The organism is Acutalibacter sp. 1XD8-33, assembly GCF_003612555.1.
Classification (GTDB): Bacteria; Bacillota; Clostridia; order Oscillospirales; family Acutalibacteraceae; genus Acutalibacter.
In genome coordinates this window covers 112,721-133,545 of the sequence record NZ_RAZF01000006.1, presented here as the reverse complement: position 1 = coordinate 133,545, position 20,825 = coordinate 112,721, and the positions used below count along the sequence as shown (strand labels likewise).

The following is a 20,825-nucleotide window of genomic DNA, read 5'->3' as shown; positions in this document are numbered from 1 at the left end:
CCTGCTTCACTGAACAGGAGAAAATGGAACAGTTAAAAGGATTGATAAACGGAAAGGAGAGCCTATGAACAATGACACCAGCAAGACCAGCCGCACCGCTGCCCCTCTGGACGCGAAGCCCGACCTTGTGAAGCGGATAGGGAATACCACCTTTGACATTCATATCCATTTCAGCGAAACAAGCCGGGAAACCTTTACAGACAAGGTAGTGCGGCTTATCGAAAACGACAAGGACAGTGTAACCGACTGAAAAGAAGATACACTTTTTCTTATTCCCTGCTTGACATTACCAAATGGCACAATAACCACACATCCGCAAGAAGTTACTGTGCTGAATCGTATTTTCAGCGAGTACCAAAATGGCTTGTCTCTGCTGGACATCGCCAACCGCCTGAATGATGAAAATGTGCAGTACCAGCCCGGCGCTACCGGCTGGAACAAATCCCGCATTATGCGCTTGATTAAGGATGACCGATATACTGGCAAAGGCGGTTTTCCGGCAATTATTGATGAGGAAACGCACAAACCATGATTGAGGCGAAGGCCCAAAAGAACACCCAGCATTGTACCGACCGTACCTCTGAAATTTCCCATATAGATGTGCCGGTCATTTGCCCGGTATGTGGTTCTGAAATGAGCCGTCGGCATGACAACCGATTCACGAAGCGCCCGCAGCGATGGGTATGTTCAAATGCTAAGTGTCACACGATTATTCACAAGATAGGCAGTAATTCACTGGACGATATTACTGTACTGCTAAATCAGGTGATTGTCAATCCTGAGTTAGTACAAATTTCAGCTAAAGACGAGTCCATAATCGTGCAGACTTTAAAAGATGTGGAATTCAAAGCCATGCTCCAGGCTATAGCAACAGATACGGTGGAAGAATTCGATGGGCAGCGGGCCACGGCGCTCATGGCTGTGAAAAATAGCCTAGAACAGCAACTGGCCCAATTTGATAATGCACAGCAGGCAAAGGAAAACACGCAATCACGGTTGGATGAAATTTTTACTATCCTGAATGGGCTGGAGAATCATCCGATGGATTATGACGATAGGCTGGTGCGGCAAGTGCTAGAGTGTATAGTGGTTGAGTCCAAAAGAAGATCAAGGTGATTTTTGCGGGAGGGCTGGAAGTTGAACAGACAATATCAAACTGAAGTGAGAGTTCAGATACGCACATAGATTTGGCAAAAATATCTTTTTCGTATCCGCCGTACAACGTGCGGATATAAAAGTTATTCGCCAAAAAACCCTCGGAATTCCGAGGGTTTTTCTGTTGTCAGAAAACTGGAATTTAAAAGTCAAAAGTATAGATGAAAAACCGGTTTTGCGGTAAAAATCGAATCCTCACAACAAGTGACCGGCCTTTTTCATTTTCAGAAGGAAGGTGCATCAAATAATCAAAGTAAAAATCACTAAAAAACCGAAGCATTGCTTCAACGAGAGCTTCCCACCGACATTAGCCAGCTCTACCACGCTATGCGGAAAGCCGGTATCAGCAAGCCACCGAAAAACATTCTGCTCTGCGACGATAGGAATGTGAATGTTAAACTTTCCGAGATTGACAGCCGCCTGCTACGGGCGTTCGGCTGAAACGATACTCTGTCTATTATGATTCAAAAATATTTCCCGCACAGAAAAATCAGGAAAAAGGAGCAATTCGCCAAGTTTAGAAATATAATAATCCGCCGCCCTCTGATTGGAACTTCCTTTTCTTTTGCAGTCATACCAACAGGCCGCCATACCAACGCTTTTTGCGCCGGCGATGTCGCTGGAAAGCGAGTCCCCGATCATCAAGCATTCAGCGGGAGCGCATCCCAAACTGTCTGTCATGTGTTTGAAAAAGGCCTTTGATGGCTTAATGCATCCGCTCTCCTCTGAGATAAAAAGCGCGGTTGTTGTGGGCAAGAAATCCAACAGGCGGCTGCGCTGTACTTGCGCCATCCCATTCGTGGCGATGACCATCTTATGCTGCTTGCCAAGTGTACGGTATACATCCAGGGTATCTGGTTCCATAAGTTCTCGCGATGAAGAAAGCGCTGCGTAGTACGCCTTTAAAATCATATCCACATCCGCGTTTACTCCGAAGGCCTGTGCTACACTCGTGAAATGTTTTCTAAGATACGCATCATACAGGCTATGGTAATTCTCCTGTATAGTTTCGTCTTCAACACGGCTTAATCCAAATTCGTCCCATAATTCCCAGCTTAATTTCTCGTCAACCCGAACGAATTCCGAAGAAAAGCCTATACCCAAAGCCTTCGCCACAGCTCTCTGCGCACATGAATATGCCGAACTAAAATTTAGAAGTGTTCCGTCCACATCAAAAATCAGATATCTGTATTTCACGTAGCTCCCCCCGCAAAATTCCGCGTTAGCTTAAACCTCTCTGGCAAGGAAATGGGTCAAGCCCGTGTACCGCCGGGTTTTCCGGTTGTTTTCCACCATCCGGCCCACTACTTCCCGCCGGCCTACCAGAATCAGCAGTCGTTTGGCTCTAGTAACGGCGGTGTAGAGTAGGTTCCGGTAGCAGAGCTTATCCGGCACTTTCAAGACCGGGATCACCACAGCGGTAAACTCGTTGCCCTGGCTTTTGTGAACTGTTACGGCATAGGCAGGCTCCAGCTCATTGGCGGCATGGTCGAAATCGTACAGCACGTTTTTGTCGTCGATCCGCACCCGGATGGCTCCTCCTGGCTTGTCAATCTCAGTGATGATCCCCATGTCCCCATTAAAGACCCCCTGCCCGTCCGTATTGTCGTCTTTGGTCCAGGGCAGCTGGTAGTCGTTGCGCACCTGCATCACCTTGTCTCCCAAGCGGAACAGCTGGCCGTTGATCTTTACCTCCGGCTTCTTGGGTGAAGGGGGGTTTACCGCCTCCCGGAGGAGCCGGTTCAGCTCTCCGGTGCCCATCTCACCCTTCCGGCTGGGACACAGCACCTGGATATCCTCCCCGCTGGAATAGCCGTAACTTTTGGGCAGGCGCTGGCTGCACAAGGATACAACCAGCTCCTGGGCGCTCTCCACATCTACCACCGGCAAATAGAAAAAGTCGCTGTCCCGCCGGGTCAGCTCCGGAATCTTCCCCTCCACAATCCGGTGGGCGCTAGTGACGATCAGGCTCTCCATGGACTGGCGGAAGATCTCCGTCAGCTGCACAGTGGGAAACATTCTCGGGGCGATCAGATCTCCCAGCACGTTCCCCGCCCCCACAGATGGCAGCTGGTCGCTGTCCCCCACCAGAATCAGCCGGCACCCTAAGGGCAGCGCCCGCAGTACGCCTTCGAACACATAGGCGTCCACCATGGACATCTCGTCAATCACCAGGCATTCGCACTCCAGGGGGTTGCTCTCGTTGCGGTTAAACACCGGGTTGTCCAGCTCGTCCCAATCCACCTGGAGCATCCGGTGAATTGTCTTGGCCTCTTCGCCGGTAAGCTCGCTCATACGCTTGGCGGCACGGCCTGTGGGCGCGGCCAGAAGCACCCTCTCTCCCGCCTGCTTCAAAATGCGGATGATGGCGTTCAAGGTGGTGGTCTTTCCCGTGCCCGGTCCGCCGGTGAGGATCAGCACCCCCTGCTCCATGGCGGCCCGAATGGCGGCCCGCTGCTTTCCGGCATACCGGATCCCCTGGCGCTCCTCGATCAAAGCGATTTCCAGGTCGGCTCCAGGTAGGGCGTTGGCGGGAGCCCGCAGCATAGCCTTCATCTTTCCGGCAATGTACTCCTCGCACAGATGTTGCTGCTGTAAAAAAAGAAAGCTGCGTCCGTCAAACTCCTCCCGCATCAGCTGGAAAGAGCCGCAGAGCCGCTCCACCGCGTCCTGGGCCAGTTCCCGCTCCACTCCCAGCATTCTGGCGGCCACCTTGCACAGACTCTCCTCTGGCAGGCAGGTGTGTCCGTTCAGCAGGTTATGGCGAAGCACGTAGACCACCCCGGCCTGCACCCGGGCCTCATCGTCCTGGGGGCATTCCATGGATTGAGCGATGGCATCGGCAATCTGAAAACTCAGGCCGATTTCCGGCTCGCACAGGGAATACGGATCCCGCTGAACGCAGGCTATGGACTCCTGGCCATAGAGCTTCCAGACCAATACGGCGCTCTCCGGGGGCACGCCAAAGGCCCCCAGATACACCGTCAGCTCCCGGATTCCATACACACGCCGGAGCTCCTCGCTGATGGCCAAGGCTTTCTCCTTGGTGATGCCCTTCACCTGGGCCAAGCGGTCCGGTTCGTTTTCCATCACATTCAGGGCGTTGACCCCGAAGGCGTCCAGAATCCGCAGGGCCGTGGCCTTACCCACTCCTTTCACCGCACCGGAGGAGAGATACCGCAGCATTCCCTCTTGGGTGACCGGCTGGGCCCGCTCAAAAACCTCTGCCCGGAATTGCCGGCCGTAGTTCGAGTTGGTCTCCCAGCGGCCCAGGACCCGCAGCTCCTCCCCCGGGCTTACATAAGGGAAGGTTCCCACCACGGTGGCCCTCTCGTTTTCCGAAACCAGCGCCAGAACGGTATACTGGTTTTGGTCATTATGATAGACTACATGTTCCACCGAACCGCACAGCTCGGCCAGCTCCTGTTCCGCCACAATTTCACTTCCTCTTAGAATCTGTCGGCCTTTCCCGATTTTCAAACGCGTTTCCCAGAGAGCCCGGCAAGCAGGCCAGGCAGCTCCTCGGGCTTTTTCCGTTCCAGGTCTCGGTATCTGGCGGAGAGCCGCTCCAGAATCTCTTCGGTTTCCGGATTTCCGTCGTCCAAGCAGACCAGCCGGCAGGAGGGTCGCAGGGCCATCCACTCCACCCGCTCCCCGCCGGCCCGCACCAGGCTTTCGCAGTCCTCCGGACCCCGGGGAGCGATTACCAGCATCATCTGTCCCGGAGGGCCTCCCTTTTGGGCTCTGTGCCCATTGTGCAGCCAAAAGGAAAAACACCGGATCAGCTCCACCGCGCCCAGCAGCATCAACCCCAGGCCCAGGGCATAGAAAATGTACGCCGCCGCGTTCACACGCACCGCCTCCTTCCCCCCATCCTATGTGGGAAAGGACGCACATGTTCCAGAGGGCTCAGCTCCGGCTGAGGATTACCGTTGCGTCTCGATGCAGCTGCAAAATCGAAGCGGGCACCTGGGGGGTGACCGGGCCGTGGAAGGCCTTCTCCACGATCTCCGCCTTGTCCGCCCCGGCAATGAGCAGCACCCGGCGGGCCTTCATGATGGCCCCGATGCCCATGGTGACCGCCATGGTGGGTACATCCTCGGGCCTGTCGAACAGCCGGGAATTGGCCCGGATGGTGCTCTCCGCCAACCGGACTGTGTGCACCCTGGTGGGGAAATCCTCAGCGGGCTCATTGAAGCCGATGTGGCCGTTATGGCCAATGCCCAACAGCTGTAGATCCGGCCAGCCGAGGCCCTCCACCAGGGCCTCGTAGCGCTCACATTCCGCCTCCATGTCCGGGGCGGCGCCGTTGGGCAGGTGGGTGTTCGCCGGGTCCACGTTCACCTTGGAGAACAGGTTCTGGTCCATAAAATAGCGGTAGCTCTGGGGGTTATCCGGGGTCAGGCCGCAGTACTCGTCCAGATTCACCGTGCGCACCTGGGAGAAGTCCAAGAGCCCCTCCCGGCAGCGGGCGGCCAGATTTTCGTAGGTTCCCAGAGGGGAGGAGCCGGTGGCCAGCCCCAGCACACAGCTGGGTTTCAGCAACACCTGGGCCCCGATGATGTCTGCCGCCAGACGGCTGAGTTTTTCGTAGCTTTCTACCTGGATCATTTTCATGGCGATTTTCCTTTCCGGAATATATTTTGTGGTGCATGGGTCTTGTGAGAAATTGAGGCATTTTATATGGGCGCGTGAGTGCGCGCGCTGGTTGATTGCGGAGCACAGGGCCGGGCGCGCTTTCTGGCTGGTTCCCTGCGCCACGCCGATGGCGTTCCCCGCATCCGCCCCGCTCGGGTTCGTCCTTTGGACGAACCGCCGGGGAAACGGGCAAAGCCCGTTTCCCCACGGCCATTTTGCGGCTCGCCGCAAAATGCGAGCGGAGCACACGGCGCCAAGCAAGTGCGAAGCCTAGGCCGGGTTTCGCCGTAGTGTCAAAACGATAAATCGGGCTGGGTGCGAGACGCACGGCGCCAGCTTCGCGGGCGGAGGGCCCGCCGAACATACTCCGCCTGGGGCGCGCCCCCAAAAATATCGTAAACAAAAAGTTCGTTCCGAATCCTAGGCCCCTTTTTCTCGTGCAAAAAGGGGCCTCTTGCAAGAGTTTTGCTTTACAAAACTCGGATAGTTAACCAAGCACAGCGAGTGTTAACTTTTATTCACACACCAAAAATGCGCTTCTCAGGTGTTAAGGTCTAGGGCAAGACCTTGGAGGCGCTGCCTCCAAACCACCGCGAGCTTTTGAAAAAGCTCGCGCAAAACTTTTACGGAAGTTAGGTTAGCTTGTCAAAAAAACGTAAATGTCTGCGACGAACGTAGTGAGGAAGCAGGGTAAAAGTTTTTGAGACTTACCGAAGGTAAGGTCTTAAACTTCTTTGAAAAAAGTTTGTGGGGTGTGGGGGCGACAATCGCCTGCGGCGATTTCCCGTCGCCGACCGAACCGGCAGGTGAGACCCAACGCCCCACGACCTTCCCGGCCACTCACCCCTTCCTCCCCACCGACAGCTGGGCCAGGACCACCCCGGCGAACACCAACCCGCAGCCCAGAAGCTCCCGCCCGGACAGGGGCTGGGCCAGTAGCAGCCAGCCGGACACCGCCGCGAACACGGATTCCAGGCTCAGAATCAGGGAGGCCACGGCCGGGTTCATGTCCTTCTGGCCCAGAATCTGCAGGGTGTACCCCGCCCCGCTGGAGAGCACCCCCGTGTAGAGCAGGGGGCCCCAGGCGGCCAGAAGCCCGTCCCAGCGGAACTGCCCCCGCTCCAGCACCGCCGCCAGGCAGAGGGACAGCACCCCCGCCACGAAAAACTGGGTGCAGGAGAGCTTCACCCCGTCCACCTTGGGGGCGAAATGGTCGATCACCAGAATATGCAGGGAGAAAAACGCCGCGCTGCACAGCACCAGAAGGTCCCCGGGCTCTATGTAAAACCCGCCGGGTCCTCCCACCGCGCTGAGAAACCACGCCCCCGCCAGCGCCAGAACCACCGCCACCCAGACCCGCAGCCCGGCCCGCCGGCCCAGAAAAATTCCCAGTACCGGCACCATCACAATATAGAGGGATGTGAGGAATCCCGCCTTCCCAGCGGTGGTATACTGAATACCCGCCTGCTGCAAAAGACTGGCAACGGCCAGAAGAACGCCGCAGCAGGCCCCGCCCAGAAGCAGGTCCCGGTTTTGAGCGAGAAAGCCGGATTCTCTCACATTGCTATCTGAATCGTCTGTTTTGGGGACGACGCTTTGGCCGGATACCCTCCGCCGAGAGAAAAGCCAGATCACCGGCAGCAGCACCAGCCCGCCGATGATGCTGCGCACCCCGTTAAAGGCGCACGGCCCCAGGTAGTCCATCCCCACGCTCTGGGCCACAAAGGCCGTGCCCCAGATCAGCGCGGCCAGGGCCAGCAGCAGCCCCCGGCCCCCTTTACGTCTGTCCATCGGGCCGGGCCTCCCCGTCCCGCGTGAGGTTCTTCATCCAATTGTAGCGGTTGATCTTCACCACCGCCACGAAACACTTGAGAATCTGGTCGCATTTCAGCGCCGCGAACACCACCCACACCGGGGCCCCCAGCCACTGGCACACCAGCGCGGAGGGGATCACCACCAAAAACACGAAGATGGTGTCGTTTTTGAACACGAAGCTGATGTCCCCCCCGGACTTCACCAGCCCGAACAGGCAGGCCGCCTGATAGCAGGTGCCGATGATGGTCACGGAGATCACGTTGATGAACTGGCGGGAATAGGCCATGGCCTCTGGGGTGGCGTTGTAGAGGGAGATAAAGCCCTCCCGGAAGAGCAGCACCAGCCCGCCGGAGAGTAGGCCCACCCCCAGGAAAATCATCTGCACCGTCTTGGAGTACTCCTTCATGGTCTCATATTTGCCCGCGCCCACGGTCTTGCCGGTGATGATCCCCACTGCGGAGGACAGGCCGTTCATCCACACATAGATCAGGTTGTGGAGCATTCCGGTGATGCTCACCGCTGCCAGAACCCCGGCGGTATAGGAGCCCATGATCTTGGTGTTCATCAGGTTATTGAAGGCCCACACCACCTGCCCGCCGATCACCGGCAGGCCGTAGCGCAGAAAATCCCGGAGCAGCTGGCTGTCCGTGCGCAGCAGATCCCGGAAGCCGAAGCGCAGCTTCCGGTCCACGGCGAACACATAGACCACGCTTACCGTGGTCTCTAGCACTCGGGAGATCACCGTGGCAATGGCCGCGCCCCGAACCCCCAGCGCCGGGAAGCCCAGCTTGCCGAAGATCAGCACGTAGTTCAGGGAGACGTTCACAAACAGGGCCATCACGGAGATATACAGGCCGATCTTCGCCGTCTCCACGCTGCGCATGGATGCGATCATCACCTGGGAAATGCTGAAGAACAGGTAGGTGACGCCCACGATCTGGAGATAGGCCGCGCCCTCGGCCACCACGCCCTGCTCCTTGGTGAACAGCCCGATGATCTCCGTGGGGAAGAGCACTGCCCCCAGGGTGACCGCCAGCCCGATGCAAAAGGCGAACCGCACCCCGATGGACACCACCTTGCGGATGCTGCCCGTGTCCTTCTTCCCCCAGTACTGGGCGGAGAGGATGAGGATGGCCCCCTCGATGCCGGCGATGAACATTTGGATCAGGGCCTGGATCTGGTTGCCCACGTAGACCCCGGAGATGGCGTCGTCTCCCAGGCGGCCGATCATTAGATTGTCCGCGAAGCCGATGGCGAAGGTGATCAGATTTTGCAGGGAGATGGGGATCGCCAGGGCGATCAGGGTCTTATAGAAGGATCTGTCTCTTGTGAAAATTGCCATACTTGTTTCCTCAATCGAGCTCTTACGTGAATTTTTTTGAGTATTGGACGGCCCCCGGCGGCTCAGGGGTTTCACCCCTAAGAACCCCACCACCTTTTGAAAAAGGTGGACGAAAACTTTACCCTGGTTGGATTTATCGCACTCAGCTAGCCAGCATAAAAGTTTTGCTCGAGCTTTTTCAAAAGCTCGTGGGAGTTTGAGGGCAACGCCCTCAAGGTCTTGCCGTAGGCGGCGGTCTGTGCCGCCGAAGGACTTTTACTACTCAAAAAAATTTCCGCAAAAAGCCTCTTACTTCCTCATATTCCTCTTATTCATCCCCGTCACTGGGCTCCGGGCTTTCGCTGGACTCTGGGCTGGGACTGGCATCCGGGTCGGGGCTGGCATCCGGGCTGGGAGACGCGCCGTCCTTGCCCTTAGCCAGATTGGAGTACAGGCGCTTCTGGGTGTCGGAATCCGCCACGCCCGTCTCCGGCAGGCCGTTGGCCCGCTGGAAATCCTTCACGCACTGGACGGTGTGCTCCCCGTAGTAGCCGTCATAGGCCATGTCCAGATAGCCCAGCTCGTCCAGGCGGCTCTGCATCTTCAGCACCTCTTCCCCCTGGTCCCGCTCCTGCAGGGTCTCATAGGTGGTGTCATCCTCCTCCAGGGCGGAGCTGACCAGGGCCGAGCTCACGTCGGAGTCGATCTTCTCCGTGGGGTCGGTGACCTTCATGGAGCTCTCCTCCAGCAGCTCTGGGAAGGCCGCCGCGGTGATCTCGTAGGCGGCGGACACCACCGTGCGCCCCTGCCGCTCCATCAGGGTGGGGTCCAGCTCCACCACCTTGCCGTCCTTCACCGCCTGGAAGTCCTCAAACCGGGAGTCGTCCTCAATCTCCGCCTTCAGACCCGGGCGGCAGAAGATCACGTCCGGGTCGGAGACCTTCAGGTCATCAAAGCTATAGCTGCCCCCGGAGAGGCTCTTGAAGGCGTTGGTCACGCCGGAATAGGTCATGATGGTGGTGGCAAACATATCCCCCGTCACGCCAGAGCCGTCCAGATCATATAAATAGCATCCGGTAGTAATCCTATCGCTGGGCACCAGACGGGTGATATTGTCCAGGGTGAGGAACACATCCTGAGCAGCGGCAATCCCCTGGTCATAGCCCGCCTCACCGCCGTTTAAGGCGGAGGAAACCTGGGCGTAGAGCCGCTCGAAGTCCTCCCTGTCCACGGCCGGGGCAATATTCACCACCGTAAGGCCGGCGTCCTTCAGGGCCTGCTCCGCTCCGGCGCTGGACGGGTCCAGCAGCACCAGGTCGGGTCCCGCTCCCGCAACAGCCTGGGCGTCCATTGCGTCGATTTTCTGCAAGTCCCGCAGAGCGTCCTGGGTGCAGTCCCCGGATCCTGCGGCCAGCTGGGTTTCACATCCCAGGGCCAGCACCACGTCGGCCAGGTTGGGGGACAGCACCGCCACCTTCTGGGGCTTGGAACTGATGGTAACGCCGTTCACCTCCACGGGAAACACGCCCGTGGCTACGCCGGATACCAACCCGCTCACATCAGAACAGGCCCCCAGCACGGTACAGGCAAGGCACAGGCACAGGCACAGCAGCGCTGCCAACAGTCGGGCAGGTCGTTTGTTCATGTTCATATAAAAATCTCTCGCTTTCTGTCAAAACCTTTTTCAGCGAACCCGCATACATTATAACAAAGCCTGTCTTTTTATGCAAGCCCGGAGTCCGCTTTCCCCACCCGAAATCCAATCTTTTTGTTAGGGACGATGTTTGGGGGACGATGTTTACGGCCTCCGGCGGCTGGGGGCTCTGCCCCCTGTCCCCCGCAACCTTTGAAAAGGTTGACGAAACTTTTACCCTGGTTGGCTATGTGCGATAAAACTAACTATACTGCGTTACGCGGTCAAAGGGCGTTAGGCCTCTTGTGAGGTTTGGGGCAAAACCCCAAGGTCTTGCCGGAATGCGCGAGAGTTCGCTTGCGAACTCTTCTGTGCGCATGGAGGCCCCCTACTACTTCAAAAAAATACACTTTGACCCTCCCCCGGCGCTATGGGCTTGCATTTTTTGCGCGGTTGTGATAGAATGACTGCAAGTAGCGGGGCGCGCGCCCCGAATTTTTTAGAAAAGGTGTTGGTTTTCTCCTTTATGGACAGTCACAGTACCACGTTGATTCTCACGCTGATTTTGCTGGTGGCCTTTTCCGCCTTTTTTTCCGCAACGGAAACCGCCTTCTCCTCCCTGAACCGCATCCGCCTGAAAAACCTGGCCTCCGCCGGGAACAAGAGAGCCCAGCTGGCCTATGCTCTCTCTGAAAATTATGACGAGCTGCTCTCTACCATCCTGGTGGGCAACAACCTGGTGAATATCGCCTCTACCACCATTGCCACCCTGCTCTTTGTGAAGGCACTGGGAGACGGTGCCGGGCCCACGGTATCCACCGTGGTGATGACCGTGGTGGTGCTCGTATTCGGTGAGGTTTCCCCCAAGAGCCTGGCAAAAGAAAATGCCGAGGCCTTCGCCATGCTCTCCGCCCCTTTCATCCGGGCGCTCATCGTCCTGCTTAAGCCGGTGAATTTTTTGTTCAGCCAGCTGAAAAAGGGGCTGCGGAAGCTGGTGCGCAGCGCGCCCAGCCAGTCCGTCACAGACAGCGAGCTGCTTACCATTGTAGAAGAGGCGGAGCAGGAGGGCGGCATTGACAAAAGCGAAAGCGACATGCTTCGTAATGTGATCGAGTTTGACGACATTCAGGCCATTGAGATCATGACGCCCCGGGTAGACGTAGAAGCTGTGCCCAAAGAAGCCACGGCGGAGGAAGTCGCGGCGGTGTTCCGGGAGACCGGCTATTCCCGCCTGCCTGTCTATGAGGAAACCATTGACAGCATTGTGGGCGTTATCCACGAGAAAGACTTCTACGGCGGCGCTTGGGATGGCCAGATCGAAAGCATTCTTAAGCCTGCGGAGTTCATCCCCCCTTCCATGAAGATCTCCGACCTTCTAAAGCTCTTGCAGCAGAAAAAGCTGCATATGGCGGTAATTGTGGACGAATTCGGCGGCACCGAGGGCATTGTCACCCTGGAGGACGTAATTGAAGAGCTGGTGGGCGAGATCTGGGATGAACACGACGACGTTGTCCAAGAGGGAATTCTGCCCCTGGGCGAAGGGCTCTACCGGGTGTATGGTTCCGCCAGCACCGACGACCTGTTCGAATTTCTGCATCTTGACTGCGAGACGGACGCTTCCACGGTCAACGGCTGGATTGCTCAGCACCTGGACCGCATCCCCCAAGCCGGAGACAGTTTCCAATATCAGGGCATCAGCTTTTGGGTGACGAAAGCCGGAGGCAACCGCGCCGAGGAAATCCGGGTAAAGACCGCTCTGGCCAAACCGGAGGAATCGGCGTAACGCGCTCGAAGGGTCTCCTGTTCTCCTAGCATACAAGCAGCCGGATAATATGCTAAAATAATGTGAGCTTCACCCAGAGGTGAAGCTCTTTTGCTTTTTCTTTAAATTCAATCTACGACCAGTAGTGGTACTTTTTGCGGTTCGCCCACAAAAATCCTAGGGAGATCACAAAAGCGAACACGTCCGCCACGGCGATGGACCACCAGATGCCGTCCAACCCGAAGAGCATGGGCAGCGCCAGCACGCACAGGATCTGGAACACCAGTGTGCGCAGAAAGGAGATGGCCGCCGAGATGGCGCCGTTGTTCAGGGCCGTGAAGAAGGACGAGGTGAAGATGTTGAATCCCGCGAACACGAAGGAGAAGGAGAACAGGATGAACGCGTGGCGGGTCATCCCGGCCAGCTCCGGGTCGTAGCCCACGAACACCGCCGCCAGGGGTCTCGCCAGAGCCCAGGAGGCAACCATCATGAGGATCCCCCCGGCGAACATGAGCAACACGCTCTTCTTCAGCAGGTTCTTCAGCTCTCCATGATTGCCCGCCCCATGATGGTAGCCCACCACCGGCGCGGCGGCGATGGTGTACCCGATGAAGATCGCCACGAAGATGAAGGAGACGTACATCAGCACCCCGTATACCGCCACGCCGTCCTCCCCGGCAAAGTGCAGCAGCTGGAAATTGTAGAGCATACTCACCAGGGACCCGGAGATGTTGGACATGAGTTCCGAGGAGCCGTTGGCGCAGGCCTTCAAGAGGATGCGGCTCTCCAGGCGTGTTTTCACCAGCCGTAGGAGGCTGTCGTTGGGCCGCAGGAAGTAGAACAGGGGCAGAAAGCCCCCCACGGTCTGGCTGATCCCCGTAGCCAGGGCCGCCCCCGCCACGCCCCAGCGGAACCCCCCGATGAAGAGGGCGTCCAGGGCCATGTTGGTGAAGCCCGCCGCTACGGTGTAAGCAAGGCCCAGCTTGGGCTTTTCGGCGGTGGAGAGGAAGGTCTGGAACACGTTCTGGAGCATGAACGCCGTGGTGAACGCGATAACGATGCGGCCATAGACCACGCAGTTGGCCAGCATGGCGTCTGTGGCTCCCAGAAGCCGGGCAACGGGTTCCATGGCCCAGAGGCCGAACACCGTGACCCCGCCGCCCACCAGGCAGGTGAACAGCACCATCATGGTGAAGTAGCCGTTGGCGTTTTCCCGGTCGCCCTCCCCCAGGGTTTTGGCCACCAGGGCGCTGCCGCCGGTGCCGATCATGAACCCCAAGCCCCCCAGCACCATGGGGAATGGCATGATCAGGTTGATGGCCGCGAAGGGCACCTTGCCCACGAAGTTGGACACGAAGAGCCCGTCTACCACGCCGTAGATGGAGGTAAACACCATCATGATGATGGGAGACAGAGCAAAGCGCAACAGCTTGGGATAGGTGAAATGGTCGGACAGCTGAATTCTCATAGGATCCTCCTTATGACTGGTCCCACTGGGACATGGCCTGCCGCAGCAGGTCCGTGAATTTTCTGTAGTCCCGAAGAAAGCGCTCCCGCTCCTCCCGGCCCATGCCCGCCAGGGCCTGCTCCTCGGCCAGCACCACCCGGTCGGCGGTGCGCCGGGCCAGCTCCTCCCCGGTTTCTGTGAGGGAGATCACCCGGGTGCGCCGGTCGTCCCCGGCGGAGAGGGTGATGGTTCCCTCGGCCTCCATGGCCTTGAGGGCGGAGTTCACCGTCTGCTTGGGCAGGTACATCAGGCCGCAGAGCCGCTTCTGGGTGAGGGGCTGGCTCTCGGCCCGCAGGGAGTAGAGGATCCACAGGGTGCAATCGCTGACGCCCAGCCGCCGGGCCGCCGCCCGGTAGAGGCTGTCGTTGTCGTGGATCAGGGCGTTGTATTCCAGCAGCCAGGGGTCCACAGGCGGGTTTTTCATGGGATGCGCCTCCTGAAAAAGATATTCCGAAATCGGACAATTCTATTATGGTCCGATTTCGGATGAATGTCAAGATGCTTTTTTATTATTACTGGGGGCCTCCGCCGCAAAGGACGCGGCTGCGGCAAGGGGGGCTTTGCCCCCTCCACCCCCACCACCTTTGAAAAGGTGGACGAAACTTTTACCCTGGTTAGCTGAGTGCGCAAAAGCCAGCCAGGGTAAAAGTTTTTGATCCAAACTTTTTTCAAAAAGTTTGGCGCAGGTGTGGGCCGCGCAGGCCCACACCTGCGCCGTAAGGCGCGGCAGACTTGGCTTCACCAAGTCTGCCGCGCCTGGAGGCCTTCTATTACTCCCCAAAAAAAGCCGGAGAGGCGCGCTCTCCGGCTTTTTCAGCTATGCCTATTTCTGGCCCGTGGGATTCCCCTGGGAATCAGGGGTTTCGGCCTGTTCCTTGGTCACCGTACGGGTGGAGCCGCCGGAGACGTACACCCTGCCGCATTCCGGGCAGATGTCCGTTTTCAAGGTGACGGTCTGGCTGACCACCTTCCTGCCATCCCGCTGGGCCTTGGCCTGCTCGTGGGCTACATGCTCCAGCTCGTGGCCGCGCACGGCGGCCTGGGCGGCTTCCGGGGCGATTCTGGTGGGCGTCTGGTAGGAGACACTGCTGTCATCGGAGCCGTCCTGGTATTTGCGCTCCTCGCAGGTCTGGCAGCGGCCCTCGTCGGCGGCTTCCTGGGCGCCGTCCGCGCCAAGGGCGGTATCCGTGTCCACGCCCTCGTGGCCGGGGAGCTTGTCGCTGCCGGGGAGTTTCAGCTCCTCCTGGGGGTACTGGACCCGCATGCGCGCGGCCTGCTCGGCAGCAAGGGCCGTGGGGTCCCCGCCGGGCAGGGAGAGGGGAGAGGCCTGGGCGGAGGGCTGGTTAAGCCCGCCTGCTTTCGTTCCGGAAGTCGTGGGGGGCCCTCCCATATATTGTACACGGGAACGAGCGGCCTGCTCCGCGTGGTAGGAGCGGGCCCAGAGGTCCCCGGAGAGGCCCACCCGGCCGGGGGCGTCGGAGCGGACGGCGGGGGAGGGGCGCACGGGCGTGACCGGGGCCTCGGGCATGGCGGCCCGCTGGGCGGACCGGGCCATCCGGGGGGCGTAGCGCACGCCGTAGTTGTAGATGCTACTCACATTGTAGGTGGGTGCGGAAAGGGAAACCGGACTGATCATAGGAAACACCTCTGCTGGAAATTAAGACCTTGGGGACTCTGTCCCCAAACCCCTGCGGCTTTTGGAAAGGCCGGCGAAACTTTTACCCGCTCCTCATTTCATTCGTCGCGAACAATGTATGAGTTTTGGGCTAAGCTAACCAGGGAAAAAGTTTTGCTCGAGCTTTTTCAAAAGCTCGTGGGAGTTTGAGGGCAACGCCCTCAAGGTCTTTCTCTTGACCTTAAACACCTGAGAAGCGCAATTTTTGCGGGGTGAATTGGCAGGCGAAGCCTGACAAGAGGGGCGCTTTTTGCAAGAATAAAAAGCGCCCCTAGTCCCGGAGAAAGCCAGCGGCTTCGTACCCAGCCTCCGCCTTCTGCCTGCTTCGCGAGCCGAGAGCCAGCCCGACGCGCTATGCCTGGGGCGCGCTTCTATATAAAGTATACCCCATCCGGCGGAAAACTTCAAGACGGGCGGCGGAAAAATTTTCTTTTCCGGGGGCTTGACATTTCCCCGGAATTCGTCTATAATATCCCCAACCCTTTGAGAAAGTGTAAGTAGGCCGGACGTGGAATTTTCAGAGAGCCGCCGGTGGTGGAAGCGCGGCAGGGAAACTCTGGCTGAATGGGCTTTTGAGGGCGGACCGAACGGCGGGCGCGGCGTCTCCCAAGCGGGGGCGGTGCCGTCTACTAGGCGAGCCGGAGCGGCGCTCCGTTACCAAAGCCGGCGTATAGTTGGTTTGTACGCGCTGAGAGGACGCACGGATGCATTCCGTATATGGGTTTGTTGTGCGTCAAGCCGGGTGGCACCGCAGGATTATTTTCCTGTCCCAGCAATGATTTGCCGGGACAGTTTTTTATTGCCCCGGACACAGAAATATCGAAAGGATGGAGAATCATGAGCGAAAACAAAATCCCCTACAAAATCTATCTGGAAGAAAGCGAGATGCCCAGGGCATGGTACAACCTGCGGGCGGATATGAAGAACAAGCCCGCCCCCCTGCTGAACCCCGGCACCCTCCAGCCCATGACCGCCGGGGAGCTCTCCGGCGTGTTCTGTGAGGAGCTGGTGAAGCAGGAGCTGGACAACGACACCGCCTATTTCGAGATTCCCACGGAGATCCGGGATTTCTACAAGATGTACCGGCCCTCCCCTCTGGTGCGGGCCTACTGCCTGGAGGAGAAGCTCCAGACCCCCGCCAAGATCTACTACAAGTTCGAGGGCAACAACACCTCCGGCTCCCACAAGCTGAACTCCGCCATCGCCCAGGCCTACTACGCCAAGGAGCAGGGCCTTAAGGGCGTGACCACAGAGACCGGGGCGGGCCAGTGGGGCACGGCGCTCTCCATGGCCTGCGCCTATCTGGGCCTGGACTGCAAGGTCTACATGGTGAAGTGCTCCTACGAGCAGAAGCCCTTCCGCCGGGAGGTGATGAAGGTCTACGGCGCGGACGTGACCCCCTCCCCCTCCGAGAACACCGCCGTGGGCCGAAAGATCCTCCAGGAGTTCCCGGGCACCAGCGGGTCTCTGGGCTGCGCCATCAGCGAGGCGGTGGAGGTGGCCACGTCCACGTCCGGCTATCGGTATGTGCTGGGCTCTGTGCTGAACCAGGTGCTGCTCCACCAGTCGGTGATTGGCCTGGAGGCCAAAGCCGCTCTGGACAAATATGGCGTGAAGCCCGACGTGATCATCGGCTGCGCGGGGGGCGGCAGCAACCTGGGCGGGCTGATCTCCCCCTTCATGGGCGAGAAGCTCCGGGGCGAGGCGGACTACCGCTTTATCGCCGTGGAGCCCGCCAGCTGCCCCAGCTTCACCCGGGGCGAGTACCGGTATGACTTCTGCGACACGGGCATGGTGTGCCCTCTGGCCAAGATGTACACCCTGGGCAGTGGTTTCATCCCCAGCGCGGACCATGCGGGCGGGCTGCGGTTCCACGGCATGAGCTCCGTGCTGAGCCAGCTCTACGCCGACGGCCTGATGGAGGCTATCTCCGTGAAGCAGACCGACGTGTTCCAGGCGGCGGAGGATTTTGCCCGGATCGAGGGCATTCTGCCCGCCCCGGAGAGCAGCCACGCCATTCTGGCGGCGGTGAACGAGGCCCTGCGCTGCAAGGAGACGGGCGAGGAAAAGACCATCCTCTTCGGTCTGACGGGCACCGGCTATTTTGATCTGGTGGCCTACGAGAAGTTCCACAAGGGCGAGATGGGCAACTATATCCCCACGGACGAGGAGATCCAGAAGTCTCTCTCCAAGCTGCCCACGGTGGACTGAGCACTCAAAGAGCAGGCTGATGGAATCGCGAAAAAGGACAGGTGAAAGGCGGCTGCTTTTTGCCCGTCCTTTTCCCGTTTGTAAACTTTTATTTTTTCGCCTCCCCTTTTGAGAGGAAGTCTTGCGGAATCCCCCGAAATGGGGTATAATCAGAAAAATATGATTGAAAACGGAGGTGCTCTGCCCTATGGCTAGAGAACGATATCTGGTAGGCGCCGGAGAGGATACCATCCACACCGGAGTCATTGAGCTGAAAACCGCCAGGGATAAACGGAAAAATTGGTGGCACTATCACAAAGTCCATGTGCTGGTGATCCTGCTGCTGCTGGGTGTGGCAGCCAGCCTGGTCTATACGGTAGTGACCCGGGAGCGGCCGGACTACACCATCGGGGTGCTCACGTCCTATAAACTGCCGGAGGAAGTGCTGGAGGCCATGGAGGAGCGGGTGGCCCAATATGCCGGCGACCGCAACGGCGACGGAGAAGTGCTGGTCCGGATGGATAACTATGTGATGGGCGGCACGAACAGCGCGGCAGATTACCAGGCGATCCAGGCGGCCTATACCCGTTTTGCCGGGGACGCGGCCATGAACACCTCCATGATCTTCATTCATGACGAGGACGCTTTCCAGACCATGGAAAGCAGTTTGGGCGGCTTCTTTCAATATAACAACGGCTCTGCCATGCCTGAAGAAGCCAAGGACTTCGAGAACGCCATGCGTCCCTGGGAGGACTTTAAGGGGCTGGAGGGATTCACCGCCGAGGGCGGCGACATGCTGAGCCAGTGGACCCCGGAGATTGTGGCGGAGCTGTGCGGCCGCCTGCGGATTTCCATCCGGACGGCGGAGGGCAGCGGCTTTGCCAAAGACGAAAAGGTCATGGCTTACTATCAGGACAGCGTGGACCTGCTGGACAGGCTCTACCGTGGCGAGCTTCCAGAATCGCCGTAAACGCCTTATATTCCGGCCCTACCGGACCGGATGGGAATAATTAGCTTTTATTACAGGAGGGAACAAAAATGGCAATGACTATGACCCAAAAAATTCTGGCGGCCCACGCGGGGCTGGACTCCGTAGAGTCGGGGCAGCTCATCGAGGCAAACCTGGACATGGTCCTGGGCAACGACATCACCTCCCCGGTGGCCATCAACGAGTTCGAAAAGTGCGGGGCCACGGGCGTGTTCCACAAGGATAAGATCGCCCTGGTGCTGGATCACTTTGCCCCCAACAAAGACATCAAAGCCGCCCAACAATGCAAGCAGACCCGGCAGTTCGCGGATAAGTACAACATCACCAACTTCTTTGACGTGGGTCAGATGGGCATCGAGCACGCCCTCTTGCCGGAAAAAGGCTTGGTGGGCCCCGGTGGGGCCATTGTAGGCGCGGATTCCCATACCTGCACCTATGGGGCTTTGGGGGCCTTCTCCACCGGCGTGGGCTCCACGGATATGGCTGCTGCCATGATTACCGGCAAGCTCTGGTTCAAGGTGCCCTCTGCCATCAAGGTGGAACTCATCGGCAAGCCCACGGGCTTTGTGTGCGGTAAGGACGTGGTGCTGCATCTGATTGGGGAAATCGGCGTGGATGGAGCGCTGTACCAGTCTTTGGAATTTACCGGTGAGGGCGTCTCCGCCCTCAGCATGGACGACCGGTTCACCATCGCCAACATGGCCATTGAGGCCGGCGCGAAAAACGGCATCTTCCCTGTGGACGAGAAAACCCTGGCCTATTGCAAGGACCGCTACCAGGGCGAGGTGAAAATCTACGAGCCGGACCCGGAGGCGGTCTATGAGCGCACCGTCACCATCGATCTCTCTGCCCTGCGGCCCACGGTTTCCATGCCCCATCTGCCGGAGAACACCCGGAAGATCGAGGAGGTCAGCGACGTGAGGATCGACCAGAGCGTCATCGGCTCCTGCACCAACGGCCGCATCAGCGACATGCGCATCGCCGCCCAGATCCTCAAGGGGAAGAAGGTTGCCAAGGGCGTGCGCTGCATCGTGATCCCCGCCACCCAGGAGGTGTACCTCCAGTGCATCCGGGAGGGTCTGGCGGAGATCTTCATCGAGGCCGGGGCGGTGTTCAGCACCCCCACCTGCGGGCCCTGCCTTGGCGGCTATATGGGCATCCTGGCCGAGGGCGAGCGGGCGGTTTCCACCACCAACCGGAACTTTGTGGGCCGCATGGGCCATGTGGAGTCCGAGGTGGTGCTGGCAAGCCCCGCCGTGGCTGCCGCCAGCGCCATCACCGGGTATCTGACGGATCCGGCCAAACTGTGATGAATGCCGCGAGAATTGAGACCAGGCGGCTGCTGCTTCGGCCGCCGGAACGTGCCGACGCCCCTGCCATCCGGGGGTATCTAGCCCAGGAGCATGTGCGGCAATACAACTGCCTGGGGAAGCTTCCCACTGTGGAGGAGCTGGAGAGGATACTCCTGCACGAGCCGGAGAAGCAGTTCTCCATCGTCCGGAAGGAGGACGGGCTGGTGCTGGGTCATATCGGGCTGGAGGAGGATGCTCTGCGCTTCCGTGTAAAGTCCGTCTCCCTGGACTACTACCTGGGGGAAGCGCACACCCGCAAGGGCTATATGCTTGAGGCCCTGGACGGGCTGCTGAGGTATCTGTTTCTCCGGGAGGGAATGGAGGCGGTCAGCGCCCGGGCCTTTGTGGAAAACAGCGCCTCCATCGCCCTGCTGGAAAAGCTGGGCTTTACCCGGGAAGGGACCCTGCGCCGGGCCATGCGGACCTTCCAGGACAAATACTTTGACGACGCCGTTTTCTCCCTGCTGCGGGAGGAGTATCTGGCGGCGCATCCCCCCCCAGGCTGGGGGACCTAGTCGCCATCAAAATGGATCGGCCCATTGGGACTGTCCACCCCAAGCACCCGGATCTGATTTACCCCGTGAATTACGGCTATGTGCCGGGCCGCCTCCTGGCCCCGGACGGGGAGGAACAAGCACATGACGCCGGGAATGGCAAAATGAGATAGCTGAGCTTCGTCATGTGTCATGAGTTTTGCTTCGCAAAACTCCGCGAAGTTGGTACGTTTGTTCGTGCCGCTGGTTGATCGCCGTCATCCACCAGTTCGACGACGTGGAGGAGAAGTGGGTT

The 20,825-nt window shown here is 58.8% G+C and carries 19 protein-coding genes; 8 read left to right on the top strand and 11 right to left on the bottom strand.

What is annotated here, in order from left to right; all coding sequences use genetic code 11:
• The first annotated feature begins 64 nt into the window (after window positions 1–64).
• Genes D7X94_RS06930 through D7X94_RS06920 form a run of 3 tightly spaced genes read left to right on the top strand, consistent with a single transcriptional unit; the run spans window position 65 to window position 1,116 of the window.
• Complete coding sequence (locus D7X94_RS06930) at window positions 65–250, top strand: transposon-encoded TnpW family protein (protein WP_103241360.1); 186 nt, start codon at window positions 65–67, stop codon at window positions 248–250.
• 30 nt (window positions 251–280) lie between these two features.
• The gene (locus tag D7X94_RS06925) at window positions 281–532 is read left to right on the top strand and encodes a recombinase family protein (protein ID WP_279221760.1); all 252 of its coding nucleotides are present in this window, start codon (window positions 281–283) and stop codon (window positions 530–532) included.
• Entirely contained in the window at window positions 529–1,116 is a 588-nt protein-coding gene (locus D7X94_RS06920; protein ID WP_120426992.1) for a hypothetical protein, read from the top strand. Before D7X94_RS06925 ends, D7X94_RS06920 begins: the two co-directional genes overlap by 4 nt.
• Window positions 1,117–1,578: 462 nt before the next feature.
• Here D7X94_RS06920 and D7X94_RS06915 read toward each other — a convergent pair whose 3' ends face one another.
• The 7 genes from D7X94_RS06915 to D7X94_RS06885 form a co-directional block, all read right to left on the bottom strand.
• A complete protein-coding gene (locus tag D7X94_RS06915) occupies window positions 1,579–2,352 on the bottom strand; it encodes an HAD family hydrolase (protein WP_120426991.1) in 774 nt (257 codons plus the stop codon).
• 30 nt (window positions 2,353–2,382) lie between these two features.
• The gene (gene recD2, locus D7X94_RS06910; RefSeq protein ID WP_120426990.1) at window positions 2,383–4,590 is read right to left on the bottom strand and encodes an SF1B family DNA helicase RecD2; all 2,208 of its coding nucleotides are present in this window, start codon (window positions 4,588–4,590) and stop codon (window positions 2,383–2,385) included.
• Window positions 4,591–4,631: 41 nt separating this feature from the next.
• Complete coding sequence (locus tag D7X94_RS06905) at window positions 4,632–5,006, bottom strand: hypothetical protein (protein WP_120426989.1); 375 nt, start codon at window positions 5,004–5,006, stop codon at window positions 4,632–4,634.
• Window positions 5,007–5,064: 58 nt separating this feature from the next.
• Window positions 5,065–5,772 (bottom strand): glucosamine-6-phosphate deaminase, encoded by a 708-nt coding sequence (nagB, locus tag D7X94_RS06900; RefSeq protein ID WP_120426988.1) that lies wholly within the window; start codon window positions 5,770–5,772, stop codon window positions 5,065–5,067.
• Between the two features lie 861 nt (window positions 5,773–6,633).
• The gene (locus tag D7X94_RS06895) at window positions 6,634–7,584 is read right to left on the bottom strand and encodes a DMT family transporter (protein ID WP_120426987.1); all 951 of its coding nucleotides are present in this window, start codon (window positions 7,582–7,584) and stop codon (window positions 6,634–6,636) included.
• A complete protein-coding gene (locus D7X94_RS06890; RefSeq protein ID WP_120426986.1) occupies window positions 7,571–8,950 on the bottom strand; it encodes an MATE family efflux transporter in 1,380 nt (459 codons plus the stop codon). The genes D7X94_RS06895 and D7X94_RS06890 overlap by 14 nt, the downstream gene beginning before the upstream one ends.
• Before the next feature lie 307 nt (window positions 8,951–9,257).
• Window positions 9,258–10,580 (bottom strand): peptidoglycan-binding protein, encoded by a 1,323-nt coding sequence (locus D7X94_RS06885; protein ID WP_120426985.1) that lies wholly within the window; start codon window positions 10,578–10,580, stop codon window positions 9,258–9,260.
• A gap of 508 nt (window positions 10,581–11,088) precedes the next feature.
• Here D7X94_RS06885 and D7X94_RS06880 point away from each other — a divergent pair.
• Entirely contained in the window at window positions 11,089–12,345 is a 1,257-nt protein-coding gene (locus D7X94_RS06880; protein WP_120427037.1) for an HlyC/CorC family transporter, read from the top strand.
• Between the two features lie 112 nt (window positions 12,346–12,457).
• On the opposite strand, the gene D7X94_RS06875 is transcribed toward D7X94_RS06880, so the two are convergent.
• The 3 genes from D7X94_RS06875 to D7X94_RS06860 form a co-directional block, all read right to left on the bottom strand.
• Entirely contained in the window at window positions 12,458–13,792 is a 1,335-nt protein-coding gene (locus D7X94_RS06875; RefSeq protein ID WP_120426984.1) for an MATE family efflux transporter, read from the bottom strand.
• A gap of 10 nt (window positions 13,793–13,802) precedes the next feature.
• On the bottom strand, window positions 13,803–14,255 hold the full coding sequence (locus D7X94_RS06870) for a MarR family winged helix-turn-helix transcriptional regulator (RefSeq protein ID WP_120426983.1): 453 nt from the start codon (window positions 14,253–14,255) through the stop codon (window positions 13,803–13,805).
• 399 nt (window positions 14,256–14,654) lie between these two features.
• Window positions 14,655–15,467 (bottom strand): hypothetical protein, encoded by an 813-nt coding sequence (locus tag D7X94_RS06860; protein WP_120426981.1) that lies wholly within the window; start codon window positions 15,465–15,467, stop codon window positions 14,655–14,657.
• Between the two features lie 876 nt (window positions 15,468–16,343).
• Here D7X94_RS06860 and D7X94_RS06855 point away from each other — a divergent pair.
• The 4 genes from D7X94_RS06855 (at window position 16,344) to D7X94_RS06840 (ending at window position 20,551) form a co-directional block, all read left to right on the top strand.
• Window positions 16,344–17,717, top strand: a complete 1,374-nt coding sequence (locus D7X94_RS06855) for a TrpB-like pyridoxal phosphate-dependent enzyme (protein WP_120426980.1) — start codon at window positions 16,344–16,346, stop codon at window positions 17,715–17,717.
• 187 nt (window positions 17,718–17,904) lie between these two features.
• Window positions 17,905–18,666 carry a hypothetical protein gene (locus D7X94_RS06850; RefSeq protein ID WP_120426979.1) on the top strand — a complete coding sequence of 254 codons (762 nt, stop codon included), beginning with the start codon at window positions 17,905–17,907 and terminating at the stop codon, window positions 18,664–18,666.
• Window positions 18,667–18,734: 68 nt separating this feature from the next.
• Window positions 18,735–19,994, top strand: a complete 1,260-nt coding sequence (gene leuC / locus D7X94_RS06845) for a 3-isopropylmalate dehydratase large subunit (protein WP_120426978.1) — start codon at window positions 18,735–18,737, stop codon at window positions 19,992–19,994.
• Complete coding sequence (locus D7X94_RS06840) at window positions 19,994–20,551, top strand: GNAT family N-acetyltransferase (RefSeq protein WP_120426977.1); 558 nt, start codon at window positions 19,994–19,996, stop codon at window positions 20,549–20,551. The genes leuC and D7X94_RS06840 overlap by 1 nt, the downstream gene beginning before the upstream one ends.
• Here the strand turns inward: D7X94_RS06840 and D7X94_RS18375 are convergent.
• Window positions 20,548–20,724 (bottom strand): hypothetical protein, encoded by a 177-nt coding sequence (locus D7X94_RS18375; protein ID WP_158590928.1) that lies wholly within the window; start codon window positions 20,722–20,724, stop codon window positions 20,548–20,550. The genes D7X94_RS06840 and D7X94_RS18375 overlap by 4 nt on opposite strands.
• Window positions 20,725–20,825: the final 101 nt, after the last annotated feature.